The organism is Caballeronia sp. LZ003 (assembly GCF_031451465.1).
GTDB lineage: Bacteria > Pseudomonadota > Gammaproteobacteria > Burkholderiales > Burkholderiaceae > Caballeronia.
The window spans coordinates 38,288-55,763 of record NZ_JARUXJ010000002.1; the positions used below are offsets into that span (position 1 = coordinate 38,288).

A 17,476-nucleotide genomic window follows, 5' to 3' on the forward strand; every position below is an offset into this window, starting at 1 on the left:
GTGCTTCGGCGCCTGTGCGCTCGATTCGCCAACCGCGGGCAAATTTCTCGATGCGAACTGGCAGCTCAACGGAACGCGTCGCCAAGCTTCGCGCCGGTAGCTGGCCCGGAATCTGCGCTGCCTTTTCGGTGTCGCGAACTTGAGCGGCCAAGTCGAACCAACCGTTGAGACGATCCATGACCGATCCCCGTAACGTCGCGCACGACAAAAAAGTGCAGCAGGAAAAGAAACATCACGGCGAAGACATCGCGCCGGACGCGGAACACGCGCCGCAGCCCGGAAAGAAGCCGCATATAAAGCACGAGGAAACGAAGGACGAGGCCTCATCCACGGACGATGCCGGCAATTAAGTGGCGCGCGCACGTCCTTGGACGTGCGGTACCACTAGGTTTAGATCAGCCGCAGCACGATTCGCTGAAGGAGCGCTTGCAGATCGCGTCGCGTGTCGCAGACGAGATGGATGTACAGAACGCCTTCGCGCACCTGATAGACAATTCGGTTCTTGCCGGAAATGACTTGCCGGAAAGTGTCGTCGACGAAACCTTCGAGTTCAACCGGAATATGGCCGCTCTCGGGGAACTTGCGGATTTGCGTGATCGTCTCCTGCAAGTGCGCAGAGGTCTGGCGCCACGTTTCCCAGCCGAAAGTACGGACGATATAACTTCTCAGTTCCTCGATGCCGATTCGGGCTGTCGGCAACACCCGGTACTTCAACAGCGCCGGCATCAACGAAGCCTTTCCTCGCGGTCCAATCCGTCGAGTTCCGAAAAGAATGCATCGCCTTCGACATAATCCTCGCGTTCGATTTGCTTTTGACCGATTGCTAGAATCTTCAACATGGCGAGTGTCTGCTGGGCGGCTTCGTAAGTTCGCACATCCTGCACCACGAGCTTTGCTTCGCCGTTCTGCGTGATGATTAGCGGCTCGCCCGACTCGGCAAGGTCCTTGACGATTTGTGCCGCTTCGCTCTTTAAATAGCTGATCGGCTTCACATGATCGGCAATGTGCATCGGATACTCCGTTCTACAGGTTGAACGAGACTAAATATAGACCAATTTCAGTCTGGTGGCAACGGCCGTTGCTACTACAACTACGGCGCGCGCGCGCGGTAACCATGTGGCGGCTGCCGTTACATGCACGCCTCGATCCAAGGCAGAACGCGGGTTTTCCCCGGGCCACATCACGCGCAAATTGATTGGATTTCTAATTAAGGCGGAGCTATCGTGCGTCAGTCCAATGCAGTATTGCTCGCGTTCGGATCTAAAAAACGGCTTCGCTGATAAAACCAAACATCCAGGAGACAGATACATGGAGCAATCCACCACGGCGCCGCATGTCCCGGAATCCGACCTTGGCGATGCTGAGAGCATGGCATCGAATGACCAGGCTTCACCGAGAGTGCGGCGAATTCAGCGTACCGCACTTGCTTTGCTGCTCCTGAGCGGAGTCATCAATTACATCGACCGCGCGACGCTGTCCATTGCGAATCCGCTTATCCGGCAGGATCTCGGCCTTTCGGTCGGGGAAATGGGTTTGTTGCTGTCGGCGTTTCTATGGGCTTATGCCTTTGCGCAACTCCCGGCGGGTGCGCTGGTCGATCGCTTCGGTGCGCGTGTCATGCTTTCTGTAAGCCTTGCGATGTGGTCGATAGCGCAAGCGTTCGGCGGCGTCGTGACCAGTTTCGCTCAGTTCTTCGCGGCGCGCATGGTGCTCGGCATAGGCGAGGCGCCGCAATTTCCGACGAGCGCCAAAGTCGTTCGTGACTGGTTCGGCAAGAAAGAGCGCGGTGCCGCCACGGGCATCTGGAACAGCTCGTCGACGCTCGGCACCGCCATATCGGCGCCCTTGCTCACGGTCGTCATGTTGACTGTCGGATGGCGATGGATGTTCGGCATCATGGGTATCGCGGGCCTCGTCGTGGCGCTGTGTTTCTACCTCGTGCATCGCGACCCGCGTCAGGTCGACCTGACGCATCGGGAGCGCGCCTATCTGACCGACGTCGATGGCGAAGTACAGACCCGTCCGACGTGGCGCGAGTGGCGCCGTCTGTTGGAGTTCGGAACGACGTGGGGCATGCTGCTGGGTTTCTTCGGCACGATCTACGTCTTGTGGCTTTACAACGCATGGCTGCCGACGTACCTGCATATGGAATTTCATCTCACCATCTCGAAGTCGGGATGGGTGGCGGCCGTTCCTTATCTCTTCGGCGTGGTGGGTAGTTTGTCCGGCGGAAAGATCTGCGACGTGCTCGCGCGGCGCGGCGTATCGGCGGTAAACAGCCGGAAATACCCGATGGCCGCATCGCTTTTCGGTGTCTGCGTCTTCACGATTCTGACGGGCCTCACGCACAGCGCGACGCTGGCAGTCGTGTTCATCTCCATCTCGATGTTGCTTCTGTATGTATCGAGCAGTGCAGCCTGGGCGACGGCGTCCGTTGCCGCGCCCGCCAACTGCACCGCGTCGATCGGCGCGATGCAGAACTTCGGCGGCTACTTCGGCGGGGCGCTGGCGCCGGTGGTCACGGGCTTCATCGTGCAAAAGACGCATTCGTTCCAGCCCGCGCTGTTCGTGGGAGCGGGCGTTGCCGCTGTTGCGGTGATCGGCTATTGGTTGCTCGTACGCGGCCCGATTCCGCCTGCCGCGCTCAGTCACGAAGCGTAAAAGCGTAGAAGCGAGACAACGATAGCGAGGGTCCGGGACGCTCGCTATCGTGCGTTCAGTCATGCGGCCGGCAGCCAACGTATCAACGTGGCTTGCGTGCCGCCAGCGTCACACTCGTTGCCTCATCCAGCACGCGATGCTCATGCGATCGCGCGTCGCGGGCAGCACCTCGTGTTCGAATTGTGCCGAGAGAAACAACAGCAGCGTCCCGGCGCGTGGAAAGACGTCGTGATGTGTCTGATCGGCAAGGTAGAGCCGCAGTGCGCCGCCTTCGACGTCCTGCCACGCTTCGTTGAGATAGAACACGGCGGAAATCACGCGGCTATCGTTATTGCGCAGGCAATCGAGATGGCGTGTGTAGCCTGTACCTGGCCGATACACCGCATAGTGTGATTCGCTATCGACCAGGCCTAGAAACAGTTCGCGGTTGAGCGCCATCTGCAGCGCTTCGATGCGATCGGCGAACGTCTGCTGCCGCGGACTCAACGCATCGGGCTGGAACCAGCGCGTACTGTCGCCGCGCAAGAGCGTGGCCGCGCGTTTGGCACCCACACGGGCGGGTGTCAGCAACTGGGCTGCATACATCGCCATGCATTCGGTCGCCAACGCCTGTGTCTGACGTTGTGTCAGAAAATCTGGCACGACACACCAGCCATTGACGGCGAGTGCGCTGGTCGCAGTATCGAATTCGCCGGATCGGGAATTCGTCGAGACGTCGGTTACGTTGTCACATGCGGCTTCGCATATCCAATCATTATCCGAAGATTGGACTTGCGCTTCAGTCAGGGGGTGTTCCAGAGATGCCCTTTTTTATTTGTTCTTGCGCTGGCGGCTCGAAAGAGCAATCGCTCTGGCTTGCTACCGGTTGTTCGAGACCATCTAGCGTCGATGGTCGCGTCGAACGCGGACATCGACACACGCCGGACCCAGCGGAACAAGCCGCGTCGAGGCAGCCGATCTGTTGAGATCACGGCGCAGTCTACACGAGTGAGACCGATTCCGACCGTTGCTGCGCGAGCGAAGTTCTTGGCGGACGTCCTATACGCAGCGTCGACACTTTGAATCGGACACATTCGGTACCAAGCGCGCGACGGACGATGGTTGCGGCGGTCACGTCGCGCTTTGCGGTATCTGCCCGCTTACTACGTCTTCGATAGCACGAGCGAGCGATCGAGAAAATCGATCAAGAGTGGCGCCATCTCGTCGAGCTTGTCTTCCAGCGCGAAGTGTCCCGTGTCGAGAATGTGTATTTGCGCATCCGGAAGATCCCGCAGATAAGGATGCGCGCCTTCTTCCGGAAAGATCTTGTCGTTCTTGCCCCACACGATGATGGTCGGCGGCCGATGCTCACGGAAGAACGCCTGAAACTCAGGATAGAGCGGCACGTTCGTCCCATAGTCCAGAAAGAGGTCCATCTGGATTTCGCGGTTGCCGGGCCGGTCGAGCAGCGCCTGATCGTGAATCCAGTTATCCGGGCTGATTCTCGATACATCCGAAACGCCGTCCGTGTATTGAAAGATGGTCGTGTCCAGCGTCACGAGACTGTGCAGCGCTTCGCGATTCTTGACCGAATTGTCTGCCCAATACGCTTTGATCGGGTTCCAGAATTCGCGCAGCCCTTCGACATACGCGTTGCCGTTCTGAACGATGAGCCCCGTCACCCGCGCCGGGTCCATGAGCGCGAGGCGGTATCCCACCGGCGCGCCGTAGTCCATCACGTACATTGCAAAGCGGTCGATGCCAAGACGCTTGAGCAACGCATCGACGATTTCAGCGTAATGTTGAAAGCCGTACTTGAAGACGGTGTGATCGGGCGCATCGCTCTGACCGAAGCCCGGGTAATCGGGCGCGACTACGTGATACTTTTCGGCCAGGATGGGAATGAGATTGCGGAACATATGCGAGGACGTGGGAAAGCCGTGCAACAGCAGCACCACGGGGGCTTCCGAAGGCCCCGCTTCTCTGTAGAACACGTTGAGCCCATCGATATTCTCGGACTGGTATCGAATGACAGGAATCGCGGTCATGGTGTATCCCGAACAAGGAGTGGTTATGGCGCCGCGTCCCGGCGAGCACTTGTTTCGCTCGGAACCGGTCTGCAGCGGCCTGGAGCCATACTGCAGCGTTTGCGCTTCTTGCGGAATCACCCCGGCGCAGAATGCACTGTTCGGGTTAGGAGAAGAATAAACGGGGCGGCTGAAGGCGGCCGCCGTGCCACGACCACCATCACGGATGTGCCGTGTGCTTTGTCGCACGGCGTATTCGGTTACACCAAGCGTAACGGCTGGCTTCCGACTGTTCAGCGCGGCGGCGCGAAGGGATTGATAGGCCGAACGCTATCGACGTTCTTCACACGTTCGAGCATCTGTACTTTTTCCCAACCGGAAACCAGTGCCTCTAGCCCTCGCACGACATCGGCTTCCATGGCCTGCAGTCCCACGTCGCCTCTAAAACTGGCGCTAAAGGCGGCATGCCACCGGTATTGGAAGTACCCCGAGACTTCTTCGATGCGCTCGGGCGTCCCTGACTCCGTAAAAATCACGGATTCAGGCGAAAACACGTCGTAGAAGACCATGTGCGGTTGGTCGGATTGCACGGCGACGCTGGGTTCATCGCAAACGAGCAGTGACGCGAGCAACTGAATAGAGCCCTTCAAACCTCTCGGCGTCTTGAAGACCCAGATCCGCTTGGGCAGCCGCTGGGAGAGCGTGACCAGTTTGGCGCTGCTGGAGCCAATCGAACCAACCAGCCCGTTCTTGACGTTCTGCTCGAAACTTGGCGCGTGATAAAAGATATCCATGTGCTGCTAATAGCCTCTTTGTTTGCGACTTCCAATGCTGTTTCGTCCCGACGATTCGTGCGACGCAGGCGCGCAAGAACGACGATCGAAGCCAGTTACTCAGATGCACGCGCGGGAGCGCGCCTATTCGATTTCTTTGTCCAAGGAACACTCACCGGCCTCGAGTATTCGATGCTCTTGCAAGACGTGCGGTTCACGAAAGTCGACACGGGTCGGGTGACATCCGACCAACCACGCCCGACCACGCGGCTCGCTAGTGAGTCAACAAGGGCGCAGCGCGCCGCGTGCCACGACGTGCCGCCATGAACGCGAGCCAACACACTACCGCGCCAAGCACGGCGACCGCTGCGCCGAACATTCCGATCCAGGCTAGCCCGACATCGCGAGCGACGAACTTTCCGACCAGCGCGCCGGCTCCGATGCCTATATTGTACAGAGCGGAAAACATCGAGATGGCTATGTCCGCCGCATCCGGAGCCAGTCGCAGCACGTGTGCCTGCATGGCAAGCCCGAAGCAGATGATCGCCACGCCCCAGAACAGCAAGAGCATCGACAGCGTGCCGACGTACTGTCCGCAAGGCCAAAGCAACAGCAAGCATGCGGCAAGGGCACACAAGGTCCACAACAGGAACCGGCGCGGGCGGTTGGCGTAAAAGCGGCTGAAGCAGACCGCGGCCGGAACGCCCGCGGCACCGAACAGCACCAGCAGAAATGTCACTTCGATATTGCTCGCGCCTGTCACGGCGCGAGCAAACGGTTCGAGATAAGTGTAGGAAGTGAAGTGCGCGCAGACCGTAAGAACCGTCACAGCAAAGAGCGCGACAAGCACGGGTGTCTTGAGGAGCTTTGGCAGACTGTTCAACGAACCTGAACCCTGGCTATCGAGTTTTGGCAACGTCAACCATAACGCGCCCATGCCGAGCACCGCTGCGCCTGCGATGATCTGGAAGGTCGCGCGCCATCCGAAGGTATCGCCTATCGCTCGTCCGATGGGGACACCGGCCACCATGGCGACCGATGTTCCGATCGATATCATCGCGAGTGCACGGCGCTCTCCGTCCGGTGGAACCAGGCGCACGACGAGCGGGATGGAGATCGACCAAAAGACGGCATGCGCAAACGCAATGCCGATTCTACCCAGTACGAATATCTCGAAGTTCGGCGCGACTCCAGTCACGATATGACTGAGTATGAACACGATAAAGACGCGCATTAGCAGGGTGCGGCGTTCTACTTCGCGGACGAACAAGGTCAACGGTAATGACGCGACGGACACCGTCCATGCGTAAATGGTCATCACCACGCCGACGTCGGTCGGACGCATGTCGAGGCTGTTACCAATTGCGGTAAGCAAACCGACGGGCACGAATTCGGTGGTATTGAAGATGAACGCCGCGAAAGTCAGCGCCATGACACCCCACCAAGGGCGCTTGAAAAACGATAGATGGTGCGTGAGCATCAGGGAACTCGAGGACGAGGGGCGTCGTCGCGTAACGTTGCCTCGCGACGACGCAATCATAACAACACCGTTGCTCGCGGTATGACACGACGTGCCGTGCCATGCGGGAATGTTCCCTCGATGTGCTCGCGTTGCTGCACTTGCCTTGCAAACGCTAAGCGGCCTAAAACCGCTCCGCCCGGAACGGATGCGGGTCCACGAACGGATCTTCGCCCGTCATCAACTCGGCGATGAGCCGTCCGGTAACGGGGCCGAGTGTCAACCCGTGATGAGCGTGCCCGAAGGCGAACCAAAGCTTCTCATGATTCGGTGCGCGGCCGATGACAGGCATCATGTCGGGCGTGCAAGGCCGGCGTCCGAGCCAGGGCACCTCGTCGAGACGTTCGCCGATTGGAAACGTCTGACGGGCGAAGGGCTCCACGGCCTCGAGTTGCACAGGCGTTTTCGGTGAGTCACGAAAGCCTAGCTCGACGCCGGTCGTCAATCTGATGCCACGAACCATCGGCGTGATGACGTAACCGATTTCCGCATCGAGAACGGGCTGATTCAACGTTGCTCCAGCCTTCGCCGCATAGTGCATGTGGTAGCCGCGCTTTACTTCGAGCGGCAACGCGTAACCCAGCTTCGTCGTGACGTCATTGGCCCACGGTCCCAAGGCAACGACGACCTGGTCCGCGGTGACCACACCCGACTCGGTGGTGACCCGCCACCCGGACTCGAGTGTCGACGCGTCGCCAATGAAGAACGTGCCGCCGAGCTTTTCGAATAAGTTTGCGTAAGCGCCGACGAGCCCTGATGGATCGCTCACGGACTCCGCCGACGAGTACCGGATTGCATATCTGAGCGCGGGACCAAGAGAGGGTTCCGCTGCCTGTAAAGCGCCATCGGCGAGAACGTCGAACGGGATGCCATAGGCGTCCTGCCAATGCGACGCCTCCGCCATGGCCGCTTCGAACGCTTTTGAAGTTCGGAAAGCGTTTATCCAGCCTTGCGTTCGCACTAAAGATTGCGCTCCGGCCGCTTCGATCAACTCGCGATGTTCCGAGACGCTGTGCTCGATGAGGGTCGAGTAAGCCTTCGCAATCTTTGCGTGACGGTCGGCGCGCGAATGATACCAATAACGGTAAAGAAACGGCACTAGCTTAGGCATTGCTGCCGCATGAAATCGAACATCCGTGGCGCGATTGCTCGCATACCTGGCAATCTTGGCGAGGTCACGAGGAAAAGCATAGGGATAAACGCCCTCGCGCTGAATTATCCCTGCATTGCCGAGTGAGGTTTCATTGCCTGGAGGCTTGCGATCGATCAGTGCAACGGCGAGTCCACGGCGCTGCAAATGAATCGCTATCGACGTTCCGACAATACCCCCGCCCAATACGACTGCATCGAAGTCCATGCGTCTTCCTTGTGGTCAATCCATCTTGCCGTCCGGACGCCGGCCATAACCGCGTGCTGAACTGCCGGACTGTATTCTATTTCCAAGGCTCCCAGAAATTGCAGCTCCAGATTTCTGCACGTCCGGAAGCGAAGCAGCGGATGCCGTTGGTGGGAACCCCCCGGAGAAGCGTGTTTTCTTACCGACTGCTCATACGGTCCTCGCAAGTTTGTTCATGCAGTCTTGCCATTCGTTGTGAGGTAAGCTCGTCTCGCGGACAACGGGACCGTCTACGTTGGCAGGCTCGCCACGTGCGACCAGGCGTCCACTGCATATTCCGGATCATCTCTCATTCCAATGTCGCCTAGCAGAACCATGAAAATGCTGCGTCAGGTCGGCGAGTTTCTCAAGCGAGCTACGCAAGCGTTCATGCTCGTCTGGAGCACGTCACCGCTATTTCTCAGTGGGCTTCTCGTCGCGACCATCGTTGCCGGCGTGCTTCCCGCGGCGGCCGCGGTCATTGGGCAGCGTATCGTCGACGCGGTCGTCACGGCCTCTCATGAACCAGCGCATCGCTTACATTGGCCGGTCGTTCGCTATCTCCTCCTCGAAGCATTGGTGCTCATCGCGCTTGCGGCGAGTCAGCGGTCGTTGTCCTTGCTGCAGGCGCTACTCCGCGCGCAACTCGGGCAGAAGGTCAACCTGCTTATATTGGAGAAGGCTCAAAAATTGAGTCTCGTTCAATTCGAGGATTCAGAGTTCTACGACCGCCTTGTAAGAGTACGGCGAGACGCGTCTTCACGGCCGTTGTCGCTCGTGATGAAGTCGCTCGGTCTGGTACAAAACCTTATCTCCGTCACGACTTTCGCGGTGTTGCTCGTGAGGTTTTCGCCATGGGCGCTTGTCATTCTGGTCGTCGGTGCCATTCCGAGCTTTATTTCCGAAGCGCGATTCTCGGGTAGCGCCTTCCGGCTCTTTGGGCGAAGGACGCCCGAAAGCAGACAGCAGAATTACATCGAGTCTCTGCTCTCGAGTGAAGCGAACATCAAGGAAGTCAAGCTGTTTGGCTTTGCCCCGCTTCTTCTGCAGCGCTATCGCGACACCTTCGAGAAGCTCTATGCCGAAGACCGCGCACTCACGTTGCGACGAGACGGTTGGGGTTTTCTGCTCGGCGTGGTCGGCACCATCGCGTTCTATGCGGCTTATGGATGGATTGTCCTTGAGACGGTGAGCGGAGCCATCTCGCTGGGGCAGATGACGATGTACCTCGTGCTGTTCAGGCAAGGTCAGAGTGCGGTGAGCAGCAGCCTGTCCTCGATTGGCGGGCTCTACGAGGATGGTCTCTACCTGAGCGACTTGTTCGAGTTCCTCGCGCAGCCCGAAAACGTGAGCTCCGGTCATCTGACTCAAGGAACGCATCCGGGACAAGGTCTGCAGTTCGAGCGTGTGTCGTTCGCTTATCCGGGTGCCGAGCGCCCGGCACTGACCGACATCAGCTTCGATTTGAAGCCCGGACAGACACTTGCTTTGGTAGGCGAGAACGGCTCGGGCAAGACCACGCTCATCAAGCTTCTCACGCGCCTTTACACGCCGTCCGCCGGTCGTATTTTTCTCGATGGTTCGGACCTCCAGGAGTGGGACGAATACACACTGCGCCGCCGGATCGGTGTCATTTTCCAGGACTTCATTCGATACCAGTTCAAGGCTGGCGAGAACTTGGGCGTCGGCGATATCGAAGCCTTCTCGGACAGGACCCGATGGAGCGAAGCGGCACAGAAGGGCATGGCTGCCGCGTTCATCGAGCAGATGGAGAACGGATACGAGACTCAACTCGGACGCTGGTTTGCGGGTGGTCGAGAACTCTCGGGCGGGCAGTGGCAGAAGATTGCACTGTCAAGGGCCTATATGCGGGAAAGCGCGGATATCCTGATTCTCGACGAGCCGACCGCCGCCCTCGACCCCGAAGCCGAGGCTGGGGTGTTCGAGCAGTTTCAGGCGCAGTCAGGGCAGCGGATGTCCATTCTGATTTCACATCGTTTTTCGAGCGTGCGAGGAGCCGACCAAATCATCGTGCTGGACCAGGGGCGGATACTGGAAGGCGGAAGCCATCGACAACTACTCGCGCTGAATGGACGTTATGCGCACCTGTTCGGCCTACAGGCGCAGGGGTACAAATAAAGGTGCCCATACATCGCGGTCGTTGTACGGGCGTTCTTCGCTGCAACCCATCTCGGCGCGCTCGATTGCTCAGACCGTGCTCGCGCGATGGCGCCGATATTGCGCAGCCGATAACCACAAGGCCGAGATAAGGAAGTAGGCCGCACCGACGCCCGCGTAACCGGCTATCTTCGAAATTGCAAGCGTAAGAGGTGCGGGTGTAAGCGCCAGAAAGAAGCATCCTGCAAGTGCCGATTGCGCGCCGCTAAGGACCATGGCCCATTGCGCGCCGAAGCGCTTCCATCGACGTAACGCGGTGGCGAGTTGAAGAAGCCCGGACAAGATGGCCCAGACGCCGACGACGCCGAGGACCCATGCCGTATTCGTTTTGAGCGCAATGATCACGGCGGCGGTCGTGGCCGCGCTGATCGCAACGTTGATCGCCTGCGTGCGATTGCCGGTCTTCCCGCCGCTTCGCGACATGTCGATATAGTTCGCGAGCGCATCCCATGCCGGGTAGATGACCAGCAAAAACGCCGCGCCGGCCACGGAGTGCAATCCGACCACGAAGGCCAGCGCCACCCATACGATCGAAACCGCCGCGCGGGTGAAATAGTAGTTCTTGAGCCAGCGCTCTGCGTTGGCGAGCGTTTTTTCTGGCAGTGAGTAGTCGGACATGGTGACTCCTTGCAATGACTGGTTGGCGCTTCACGATGACCGAGATCTTTGCACCTCGCGCGTGCACTGTGCATCGGTCAAATGACCGAGGCTATGGGAAATTGATGTCGCGTATAGTGGGCGCATTTCCGTGCAAAACTCCCGTGGTCATCCCATGACTGATCAGGAAGCCGGCCAGTCTCCCTTGCTCGTGTTCGATTGTGTGAAGGCGCTCGCCTTCATCGGTGACTTGAGCATGGGGCAGCCAACCGACCACTCGCCTCGTACGGCGTGGCTCGCCTCGCGTCTGGCGAGTGCGGCCGGTCTCGCGATCGCGAATGCCGACGTAGTGCGCGAGGCGGCGTTGCTGCGCTGGTCCGGTTGCACGGCAAATGCGTCGGGCTTCGCGCAGGTTTTCGGTGACGATGTAGCGTTTCGCCAGGCCATGCTCGAGGATCATCCGGATTGGGCGGAACCGCTCGAAGCGCTCGGCGACGCTGGCGCGGCGCTCACGCCGCTTGCCGTGACCCATTGCGAGGTCGCGGGAGAAGTGGCGCGCATGCTCGGACTCGCGCGCGCGACCGAAACGGCGTTGCGGCACATCTTCGAGACGTGGGACGGTCGCGGCTTGCCTTCGCATCTCACGCACGAAGCGGTTCCCGTGCCTGTGTCCATCGTCTCGCTAGCGGGCGATCTGGAAATCTACAGCCGCGTGTATGGCGTGGACGGGGCGCTCGCTAAAATCGCGAAGCGCGCTGACATGCGCTATCCGGCAGTGCTTGTAGGATATGCGAAGCGCCATGCGGTGCACTGGCTGAAGGAGTTAAATTGCTTGACGCCCGCCGAAGTCGATGCGGTTCTTTCAACCGCGCACATGCGGCAGACCACTTCGCCGGAGTTGATTGCAGACGTCATCGACCTCAAACTTCCGTGGATGACGGGCTTCTCGCGCGCGGTTGCATCGACGGCACTGGCGGCGTGCGCCCGGCTCACCTCGAGCGATGAAGCGCGCGCCCGGGTCTATCACGCCGGGTTGATCCACGGCATTGGCCGCGCGTCGGTGCCTAACGCGGTGTGGAATCAACCGGAGCGTTTGAGCGAAAGCGCGTGGGAAAAGGTGCGTCTGGTGCCGTACTGGACGTCGCGTGCGGGACGTCTGGCGGGCGCGATAGGTGAAGCGGCGGAGGTCGCATCGTATGCCTATGAACGCCTCGACGGCTCGGGCTATTTTCGCGGCGTGCGCGATCAGGCGCTTGGGTTGGAAGCGCGCGTGCTGGCCGCGTCTGTTGCGTGGGTGGCGCTTCGTTCCCTGCGTCCGTGGCGAGCGGCGCTTTCACCCAATGAGGCCGCACAGAGAATGCTCGACGAAGTCGCTAAAGGCCGCTTCGATGCCAATGCGGTCGATGCGCTGCTCACCGACGCCGATGCTCCCGTAAGACGTCAGGTAAGCGATGCTCCGTCGCGTGAGCTGCTCTCCGTGCGAGAGATCGACGTCTTGAAAGCGATCTCACGCGGCGCGAGTAACAAGGAAGCCGCACGCGAACTCGTCTTGAGTCCAAGCACGGTGCGCACACACGTAGAGAATATTTTTCGCAAACTCGAATGCTCGACACGCGCGGCGGCAACGCTCAAGGCATCGGCAATGGGCTGGCTTTGAAGCGCGCATGTCTGGCGAGCGTGCGCGCTTCGAATCGAAATCAGTTCTGGATTGCCTGAACCGAGCCGCCATCCACCCGAACGTTGCTGCCGTTGATGAACGACGCACGATCCGAAACCAGCAAAGCGATGGCCGCTGCGACTTCCTCGGGCTGACCCCGTCTCTTTTGAACGATTCCCGGCCGTTCCTCGTCGAGAAAACTCTTGACCGCCTCGTCGAAGGACACGCCCATTTGCTTGGCGCGTTTTTCCATCATGCCGTTCGTCATGCCGGTTTCGATGAATGCAGGCGAGACGGTATTGCACAGCACGCCTTGTGCAGCCTCTTTGTAGGACAGATTTTTGATGAATGCAGCAAGCGCGGCCTTGGCAACGTTGTACACCGCCTCTTCCCAGTAAGGCTGCACCGCGTTCTCGGACGTGATGCAAACGAAGCGCCCCCAGCCTTTCGCACGCATGGGCGGAATGGCCGCACGAGCCACACGTACAGCCGAAAAAAAGTCGGTCGCCCAAGCTTCCTCGTAGTCTGCATCCGCCAGTGCGAGCGGATCGCCTTTTGCGCCGGTAACGCCAGCCGTATGAACCACGATGTCGATCTGCCCGAACCGTTCCGTGCCTCGCTTGACGAGATCGTCTACCTCTTGTTGCCTGGTCATATCGGCCGCAATCAACAAGCTGGATTGCGCGAGCACGCCGGCTTCCTTTTCGAGCTTTTGCTGATCCACGTCAGACAGCACCAGATGCACGCCTTCCTCACTCAATTGTTTTGCAACCGCGAGACCAATGCCGCCGCTCGCGCCGGTGATGAGCGCCACGCGCCCCCTGATTCCCAAGTCCATGGATTCCCCTTAGTTGATTGATTCCGCAACCACGCAAGTCGTCGTGGCTAAAGCGTCTCTGCAAAATTCAGCATCTCCTGTGCCAAGATCCGCGGCGTCTGCAAGGGCATGAGGTGGCCTGCGCCATCGATCACGCTCACGTTGCCATTCGGAAAATGCTTCAATGTTGTCATGCGTTGCTCGTCCGGACCGGGCACTTGCTTATCGTCCGCGCCGCAAACGAGCAACGCCGGATAATCGAGCGTACCGATGCGATCGCTCCAATCCTCCTTGCTGCCGCCATCCACCCATGCGCGCCAGGCAACGAGATCGACGCGTTGGGCATCGTGGATTGCGACTTCGCGAACATCATCCGGCAAGCGGTGTGCGCTCGATTCATCCACGAACGCTTCCGCTTCCGGCCGAGTCTTGCCATACGCTCGTTGCTGTTCCCGGTCCTGCTCGCTCATGGGTTGCGGTCCGGGAGGCGAGGGCGCGACGAGGATCAAGCCTGCCAGATAGTCCGGCTTGCGGGCCGCGAGCACAACCGCGACTTTGCCCGTCATCGAATGACCGACGAGCACGCAACGTTCGAGTTGCAATGCACGGATGGTAGCGTCGATGTGATCGGCCATCTCGCTCACGCTGTAGCCTTCGATATGCGCGGCATCGCCGAAGCCGGGGGTATCGAGCGCGACGCAAAGGTGTTCATGGTCGAGAAAAGGCAAGGTAGGAAACCAAGTACGGTGTGAGCCGCCTAAAAAATGCATGAGCACGAAGGTGACGTCGCCTTGGCCCTGTCTGCTGTAAGGGAGCATGAGTTTCTCTGGATGGTCGGGACCGAGCGCTGAATTCGTTCCTCGATCAGCGCTCCAAGTGAGCGCTTTAGCCAGATTTGTACCCGTGGATCGTCTTTGTTCGTTGGCGGAAAAGCAACTGCATACTCTGACGAATAAAAGAAATGCTGCATCCAACACCCAGGCTTCTACGTATTTGATTTTGCAGCGGCATGTTTGACCCGTCGCGGCTCTATCAAAATCAGACCGACGAATCGAACACGGGTGTCGAGGCTTGTGGTCCTTAAGGAGTTCCGAAATGGCAAAGACTGCGTCGTATGTCCAGGTTTCGTGCGTGTTGGCTTCACTCGTTTCCGCGCTGGTGTCCATGCCCGCGCTGGCGGGCGGAAACGGTAACGGCGGGAGCGGCAGCGGTGGTGCTCATGGCGCGGCTACGTCCGAAAGGACCTACCACAGCGAGCCAGTGTCGAGTCCGTGGAACAGAGATCCGGGAGATGTGAACCGAACCTATGAGCCGGGCAACAAAGCCTCGTCGCAAGCCATGCCGCAGAGTTCGGACATGTCGTCGGGTGCCGTCAAGTAGTTTGCTTGAGGCGAACGCGTCGTAGCGGTTTTTATCGTCAGGCCCGACGGTCGTGAGCGACACTGCGGGCCTGGCTGCAGATTCAAGTTCGATTCATCTATCGCAGATGCGGCGAAGTGCCGGCATGCCGCTTCTCAAGCTTTCGCCAGCCTGATGCTGCTCGCGTCGCCAGTGAGATAACCGACAGTCGCGCCGAATCGATCCTTATAATTCGCGCGCAGTAAAGGATCGACGGTCGCCTTGACCTTGTCATGCAGCGGACTCTCCCAGTCGCCCGCATGCTGGAAGTTGCTCATGATGTAGCTCCAGCCGTTGATCTCGTCGACCGCGTGCAATCCGGTGGATTCCGCAGCCGACGGGCACGAAAGCACGCGTGCAAGCGTTTGGGTATCGACGTTATAGGCCCAAAGGAAGTTGTTCACGTGTGTGCTGGAATCTTCGCCGATGAACAACGTGCGCAGCTTCTCCGAGAACTTCAGGTTGTCCGGATTTTCGATCTTGTCGGGGTTCGCGAGGTTGCCGAGCGCGTCGGGCGCAGCCAGGTCCTCGCCGACGAGCGCGGCGGGCGCGGCCATGTCGACCGGCACCCATTCGCTGTCTATCGCCGCGCCCGTCACGTCTTTCTGACCGGCCTTGAGATTGAGCGCGTACACGGCGCCTGCGACGATGGTCTTGTCGACCGCGACATCGCGCGAGGCCGCGTTTCCCTTGACCATCGATTTCTCGACTCGGGACATCGCCGTGTACACGATCTTGTCCTTCGCGTTGACCGTCGTGCCTTCGAGCTTCGTGAATCCCATGCTGCCGCCAATAAGCGCCGCATAGCGGTGCGTTTCCAGATACGCCGCCGCTTTGTCCATGCCCGGCTTGACGCGGACCCAGTTGAACGTGCCGTTGAAATTGATCTTCGTGTAGCTGGCGTCCGCCGGGTCCGCGGTGGCGATGTCCATGATGTCGGCTGCCTTGAGTGATCCGGCGAGTGCTTCGATTTCAGCGCTCGTGGCATTGCCGATGCGAATCCACGAGAGGTTCGCCGATCCCGCTCCCGCCGACGAGGTCTGCGTCCACTTGGCGACGTACAGCGTGCCTGACGAGAGGTCCGCCGCTTTGTCCGCGATGAACATGAACAAGCCGCCGTTGGTCGCGTCGTCGCCCATCATGACAGTGCGTTGGTCCGGCATCACCTGGATCAATTCGTGTGAAATGCGTCCGAGGCAGTAATGCTTTTTGATCGATGCCGTCCCGTCCGGATTCACCGTGACTTCCGGCAAGTGCCCGTAGTGGTAGGGATTGGCGCGCGTCGCGTCGCCATATAGCGCTAGGCTGAAGGCCTTGAACTGCGCGTTTTTCGCGATGCTCGACGCGTCCGGCTCGTACTCCTCGCTCGACAAGTGCGTATTCCAGGGCGAAAGGCTCGCGCCGCACGTGATCCATAGACCGTTCGCTTTCGAGGTGTCTACGTTGTGATATTTCACCAGCGTGAGGTGGCCCGTCGTCGGGTTCTGATCGAGCGTCAATACCGCGATAGGCGAGGGTAACTGGCCGTACTGCGACGCGAGGCTCTGATCCCGCGTGGTGTATTCGAACTGCACCACGGCGAATACGGTCTTGCCCTTGATGCCCGGCACCGTTGCATTGGCAAGCGTGAGCAACGAACTGCCGTCGGGGCAGTCGGAATAGAACTGACGCTCCTTGCCCGGCACCGAGGTATCGACGATCGGCTGGCCGTTGATATCGTAATAACCGCCTGCAAGGATGTTGCCGCCACTGCCGTTCGGCACCATGTCGCCGGTGACGAAGAACGGTTGATAGGCGAGCTTGTACGCTTGCGTGGTGCCGTCCGCGAACGTGACGTTGAGCGACGACTTTACCGTGGTCGTCGCCATCGACGCGGGGTCGTTGAGCGTGGGTGCGGCCATCGACGTGAATGCCGCGCTTGCGAACGTCGCGGTGGCAGCCGGGGCCGCATTGGAATCACTGCCGCCGCAGCCGGCGAGCGTCGTGGCGGCGGCGAATCCGCCGAGCGGTAACATCGGCGCCCCCGCAAGAAGTTTAAGCGTGCGGCGGCGGGAAAGATTCGTCCGGTCGGACATGGGGAGTTCCTGTTTTTATCGATGATCGGGGGATCAGGCTGCTTAGGCACTCGGCCCGCGTGCAGCGTCGAAAGAGGAATGTAAGGCCGGATGATGAAATGTATATGACAGGAAAATAGAATTATTTAGAAAGAATTGGGTTGTGCTCATGCACGTGTTGGCGAGCATTAGTGGAAAATGCGAGAGTCACTATCGGCAGCAAGATAGCAAGGATGCAGTCGGCGCGCGGCAGAGGTCGGGTGGCTGACTTTGCCTAAAACAACAGATAGTCGTGCCCAGATTTTTGACTCACGACGATGGCTGGCGACAGAGCGATTCGTTCGATTCTAAGAAGAAGAGTCAGCGGTGGCGATCTTCAAAGACGCTTGAGCGAAATTCAGCCATTAATGCCTTAACGTCTAAAGAAGCAGTTTCTTAGCT

At 59.4% G+C, this 17,476-nt stretch carries 16 protein-coding genes; 5 read left to right on the plus strand and 11 right to left on the minus strand.

All coding sequences use genetic code 11. The features are described from left to right. The first annotated feature begins 176 nt into the window (after positions 1–176). A complete protein-coding gene (locus QCE79_RS14840; protein WP_244830479.1) occupies positions 177–350 on the plus strand; it encodes a hypothetical protein in 174 nt (57 codons plus the stop codon). Positions 351–390: 40 nt separating this feature from the next. Here the strand turns inward: QCE79_RS14840 and QCE79_RS14845 are convergent, their stop codons facing one another. Further along, on the minus strand, positions 391–726 hold the full coding sequence (locus tag QCE79_RS14845; protein WP_309845446.1) for a type II toxin-antitoxin system RelE/ParE family toxin: 336 nt from the start codon (positions 724–726) through the stop codon (positions 391–393). After that, positions 726–1,010: a type II toxin-antitoxin system Phd/YefM family antitoxin gene (locus QCE79_RS14850; protein WP_244830477.1), complete on the minus strand. Its 285-nt coding sequence runs from the start codon at positions 1,008–1,010 to the stop codon at positions 726–728. The genes QCE79_RS14845 and QCE79_RS14850 overlap by 1 nt, the downstream gene beginning before the upstream one ends. A gap of 298 nt (positions 1,011–1,308) precedes the next feature. On the opposite strand from QCE79_RS14850, the gene QCE79_RS14855 reads away from it, so the two are divergent. Continuing rightward, a complete protein-coding gene (locus tag QCE79_RS14855) occupies positions 1,309–2,661 on the plus strand; it encodes an MFS transporter (RefSeq protein ID WP_309845451.1) in 1,353 nt (450 codons plus the stop codon). Between the two features lie 108 nt (positions 2,662–2,769). Here QCE79_RS14855 and QCE79_RS14860 read toward each other — a convergent pair whose 3' ends face one another. The 5 genes from QCE79_RS14860 to QCE79_RS14880 all read right to left on the minus strand — a co-directional run bounded on the left by QCE79_RS14860 (position 2,770) and on the right by QCE79_RS14880 (position 8,316). Continuing rightward, entirely contained in the window at positions 2,770–3,303 is a 534-nt protein-coding gene (locus QCE79_RS14860) for a 2OG-Fe(II) oxygenase (protein WP_309845454.1), read from the minus strand. Positions 3,304–3,803: 500 nt separating this feature from the next. Then, positions 3,804–4,688, minus strand: a complete 885-nt coding sequence (locus tag QCE79_RS14865; protein ID WP_309845456.1) for an alpha/beta hydrolase — start codon at positions 4,686–4,688, stop codon at positions 3,804–3,806. A gap of 272 nt (positions 4,689–4,960) precedes the next feature. Then, the gene (locus tag QCE79_RS14870) at positions 4,961–5,461 is read right to left on the minus strand and encodes a hypothetical protein (protein ID WP_309845459.1); all 501 of its coding nucleotides are present in this window, start codon (positions 5,459–5,461) and stop codon (positions 4,961–4,963) included. Positions 5,462–5,714: 253 nt separating this feature from the next. Continuing rightward, complete coding sequence (locus QCE79_RS14875; RefSeq protein WP_309845462.1) at positions 5,715–6,920, minus strand: sugar transporter; 1,206 nt, start codon at positions 6,918–6,920, stop codon at positions 5,715–5,717. Positions 6,921–7,083: 163 nt separating this feature from the next. Further along, positions 7,084–8,316 carry an FAD-binding oxidoreductase gene (locus QCE79_RS14880; RefSeq protein ID WP_250468250.1) on the minus strand — a complete coding sequence of 411 codons (1,233 nt, stop codon included), beginning with the start codon at positions 8,314–8,316 and terminating at the stop codon, positions 7,084–7,086. Between the two features lie 354 nt (positions 8,317–8,670). Between QCE79_RS14880 and QCE79_RS14885 the strand changes: the two genes are divergently transcribed. After that, on the plus strand, positions 8,671–10,473 hold the full coding sequence (locus tag QCE79_RS14885) for an ABC transporter ATP-binding protein (protein ID WP_309845466.1): 1,803 nt from the start codon (positions 8,671–8,673) through the stop codon (positions 10,471–10,473). A gap of 69 nt (positions 10,474–10,542) precedes the next feature. Here QCE79_RS14885 and QCE79_RS14890 read toward each other — a convergent pair whose 3' ends face one another. Beyond that, the gene (locus QCE79_RS14890) at positions 10,543–11,130 is read right to left on the minus strand and encodes a DUF308 domain-containing protein (protein WP_309845467.1); all 588 of its coding nucleotides are present in this window, start codon (positions 11,128–11,130) and stop codon (positions 10,543–10,545) included. A gap of 154 nt (positions 11,131–11,284) precedes the next feature. On the opposite strand from QCE79_RS14890, the gene QCE79_RS14895 reads away from it, so the two are divergent. After that, the gene (locus tag QCE79_RS14895; protein ID WP_309845468.1) at positions 11,285–12,766 is read left to right on the plus strand and encodes an HD domain-containing phosphohydrolase; all 1,482 of its coding nucleotides are present in this window, start codon (positions 11,285–11,287) and stop codon (positions 12,764–12,766) included. A gap of 40 nt (positions 12,767–12,806) precedes the next feature. Here the strand turns inward: QCE79_RS14895 and QCE79_RS14900 are convergent, their stop codons facing one another. Then, positions 12,807–13,604, minus strand: a complete 798-nt coding sequence (locus tag QCE79_RS14900) for an SDR family oxidoreductase (protein WP_309845470.1) — start codon at positions 13,602–13,604, stop codon at positions 12,807–12,809. A gap of 47 nt (positions 13,605–13,651) precedes the next feature. Next, complete coding sequence (locus QCE79_RS14905) at positions 13,652–14,401, minus strand: alpha/beta fold hydrolase (RefSeq protein WP_250468255.1); 750 nt, start codon at positions 14,399–14,401, stop codon at positions 13,652–13,654. A 277-nt stretch (positions 14,402–14,678) separates the two neighbouring features. On the opposite strand from QCE79_RS14905, the gene QCE79_RS14910 reads away from it, so the two are divergent. After that, positions 14,679–14,963 (plus strand): hypothetical protein, encoded by a 285-nt coding sequence (locus tag QCE79_RS14910; RefSeq protein WP_309845472.1) that lies wholly within the window; start codon positions 14,679–14,681, stop codon positions 14,961–14,963. A 134-nt stretch (positions 14,964–15,097) separates the two neighbouring features. Here QCE79_RS14910 and QCE79_RS14915 read toward each other — a convergent pair whose 3' ends face one another. Next, the gene (locus QCE79_RS14915) at positions 15,098–17,056 is read right to left on the minus strand and encodes an alkaline phosphatase PhoX (RefSeq protein ID WP_309845473.1); all 1,959 of its coding nucleotides are present in this window, start codon (positions 17,054–17,056) and stop codon (positions 15,098–15,100) included. Between the last annotated feature and the right edge of the window lie 420 nt (positions 17,057–17,476).

What these genes read in the sequence shown, in the direction of transcription:
- QCE79_RS14840 (WP_244830479.1), top strand. Translation starts at nt 177, where the DNA reads ATGACCGATCCCCGTAACGTCGCGCACGACAAAAAAGTGCAGCAGGAA.
- QCE79_RS14845 (WP_309845446.1), bottom strand. Translation starts at nt 726, where the DNA reads ATGCCGGCGCTGTTGAAGTACCGGGTGTTGCCGACAGCCCGAATCGGC.
- QCE79_RS14850 (WP_244830477.1), bottom strand. Translation starts at nt 1,010, where the DNA reads ATGCACATTGCCGATCATGTGAAGCCGATCAGCTATTTAAAGAGCGAA.
- QCE79_RS14855 (WP_309845451.1), top strand. Translation starts at nt 1,309, where the DNA reads ATGGAGCAATCCACCACGGCGCCGCATGTCCCGGAATCCGACCTTGGC.
- QCE79_RS14865 (WP_309845456.1), bottom strand. Translation starts at nt 4,688, where the DNA reads ATGACCGCGATTCCTGTCATTCGATACCAGTCCGAGAATATCGATGGG.
- QCE79_RS14870 (WP_309845459.1), bottom strand. Translation starts at nt 5,461, where the DNA reads ATGGATATCTTTTATCACGCGCCAAGTTTCGAGCAGAACGTCAAGAAC.
- QCE79_RS14875 (WP_309845462.1), bottom strand. Translation starts at nt 6,920, where the DNA reads ATGCTCACGCACCATCTATCGTTTTTCAAGCGCCCTTGGTGGGGTGTC.
- QCE79_RS14880 (WP_250468250.1), bottom strand. Translation starts at nt 8,316, where the DNA reads ATGGACTTCGATGCAGTCGTATTGGGCGGGGGTATTGTCGGAACGTCG.
- QCE79_RS14885 (WP_309845466.1), top strand. Translation starts at nt 8,671, where the DNA reads ATGAAAATGCTGCGTCAGGTCGGCGAGTTTCTCAAGCGAGCTACGCAA.
- QCE79_RS14890 (WP_309845467.1), bottom strand. Translation starts at nt 11,130, where the DNA reads ATGTCCGACTACTCACTGCCAGAAAAAACGCTCGCCAACGCAGAGCGC.
- QCE79_RS14895 (WP_309845468.1), top strand. Translation starts at nt 11,285, where the DNA reads ATGACTGATCAGGAAGCCGGCCAGTCTCCCTTGCTCGTGTTCGATTGT.
- QCE79_RS14900 (WP_309845470.1), bottom strand. Translation starts at nt 13,604, where the DNA reads ATGGACTTGGGAATCAGGGGGCGCGTGGCGCTCATCACCGGCGCGAGC.
- QCE79_RS14905 (WP_250468255.1), bottom strand. Translation starts at nt 14,401, where the DNA reads ATGCTCCCTTACAGCAGACAGGGCCAAGGCGACGTCACCTTCGTGCTC.
- QCE79_RS14910 (WP_309845472.1), top strand. Translation starts at nt 14,679, where the DNA reads ATGGCAAAGACTGCGTCGTATGTCCAGGTTTCGTGCGTGTTGGCTTCA.
- QCE79_RS14915 (WP_309845473.1), bottom strand. Translation starts at nt 17,056, where the DNA reads ATGTCCGACCGGACGAATCTTTCCCGCCGCCGCACGCTTAAACTTCTT.